Raw genomic sequence first — 1,619 nt, 5'->3', positions numbered from 1 at the left:
CCTCGATGTGGAACCGCTCGAGGTGCTCAGCCGGGTGAGCAGACTGGCCCGGCACCTGGACCGCGCGCGGCGGACTGTGATCACCACTGTCACTCTCACATAACTCGATGTCAAGAGAGTCGACATCAAGAGACTTCACGTCGACACAACCACTACACTGATCGCCATGGAGGACGAGGTCGATCGACTGGTCGCAGCGTGGCGCCGGGAGCGTCCGGACCTCGATGTGGAACCGCTCGAGGTGCTCAGCCGGGTGAGCAGACTGGCCCGGCACCTGGACCGCGCGCGGCGGCTGGCCTTCTCCGAGCACAGTCTGGAGCCCTGGGAGTTCGACGTCCTGACGGCGCTCCGGCGCGCGGGATCGCCGTACCAGCTCTCCCCCGGACAACTGCTGACCCAGACCCTGGTCACCTCGGGCACGATGACCAACCGCATCGACCGGCTGGCGAAGAAGGGCCTGGTGGAGCGCCTGCCCGACCCCAGCGACCGGCGCGGTGTGCTGGTCCGCCTGACGGAGGAGGGCCGGGACCGCGCGGACCGGTCCCTGGCGGGGCTGCTGGACCAGGAGCGGGCGATCCTCGCGGAGCTGTCGTCCGCCCAGCGGTCCGAACTGGCGGGCCTGCTGCGTCAGCTGACCGCCCCGTTCGACAACATCCCCGGCTGAGGACCCGCGCGGGGGACCTGCGCCGGTCCGGTCAGGCGCTGCTGCTCTCCTCCACGCCGATCCGCCCGGCAGGTCCCAGGTCGGCAGGTCCCAGGTCGGCGGGTCCGACCCCCGCGCGGCGGGCGAGGGCGACGGCGGCGAGGGTGGAGTGCACGCCGAGCTTGCCCAGGACGTTCTGCATATGGGTGCGGACGGTGTGCGGGGACAGGTACAGCCGCTCGGCGACGGCCTTGCGGCCGAGCCCGGCGACCATGCAGCGCAGCACCTCCCGCTCGCGCGGCGTCAGCGACTCCACCAGGCGCTCGCTCTCGGTGCGGTGCTTGCGGGCGACGGTCAGCTCCCGCAGTACGCCGGTGAGCAGGGCCGGCGGCAGATGGGTCTCGTCGCGCAGCACACCGCGGATGACGGTGAGCAGCCGGGACAGCGAGCAGTCCTTGGCGACCCAGCCGCAGGCCCCGGCCTGCAGGGCGAGCGCGGCGCGCCGCGGGTCGTCCTTCTCGGCCAGGACGACGACCCGCACCGTCGGCTGGGCACCGCGCGCCCCGGCGACCAGGGAGATGCCGTCCACCAGCCCGTCCTCCTCGCCCTCCCGCACGGGGACGGCGGGGCGGGCCCCGGGGACCTTTCCGCCGAGGTCGGCGTCGACGAGCATGACGTCGACGCGGCGGCCCTCGGCGGCGGCCCGCTCCAGGCAGCGCAGCGCGGCCGGCCCGGACCCGGCGGCGGAGACGTCGACGTCGGGCTCGGCGGCCAGGGCGGCGGCGAGCGACTCGGCGAAGATACGGTGGTCGTCGACGACCAGGACTCGGACACGAACCACGGAAAGCCCCCTTCCCCGAGCTCCTGGCAGAGCAGGGGATCCTCTTCGTCACACATGCGTCAAAGAACGCCTTGGAGAACGCCTTGAAGAACACGCCGGAGAACGCCGCCCTGCGCGTCCCCCGACGCCTCCCGC

Annotated in this window: 2 protein-coding genes; one reads left to right on the top strand and one right to left on the bottom strand. The window is 72.7% G+C overall.

Features of this window, described 5'->3' with window-relative positions; translation table 11 throughout:
* Positions 1–166 precede the first annotated feature (166 nt).
* The gene (gene tamR / locus C1I97_RS36850; RefSeq protein WP_111007233.1) at positions 167–664 is read left to right on the top strand and encodes a MarR family transcriptional regulator TamR; all 498 of its coding nucleotides are present in this window, start codon (positions 167–169) and stop codon (positions 662–664) included.
* A 31-nt stretch (positions 665–695) separates the two neighbouring features.
* On the opposite strand, the gene C1I97_RS36845 is transcribed toward tamR, so the two are convergent.
* On the bottom strand, positions 696–1,484 hold the full coding sequence (locus tag C1I97_RS36845; RefSeq protein ID WP_111007232.1) for a response regulator transcription factor: 789 nt from the start codon (positions 1,482–1,484) through the stop codon (positions 696–698).
* Between the last annotated feature and the right edge of the window lie 135 nt (positions 1,485–1,619).

Origin of the sequence: Streptomyces sp. NTH33, assembly GCF_003236365.1 — a bacterium.
In the GTDB taxonomy this organism is placed as follows: domain Bacteria; phylum Actinomycetota; class Actinomycetes; order Streptomycetales; family Streptomycetaceae; genus Streptomyces.
The sequence above is the reverse complement of the archived record's forward strand: the minus strand, read 5'-3'. Positions and strand labels throughout refer to the sequence as shown.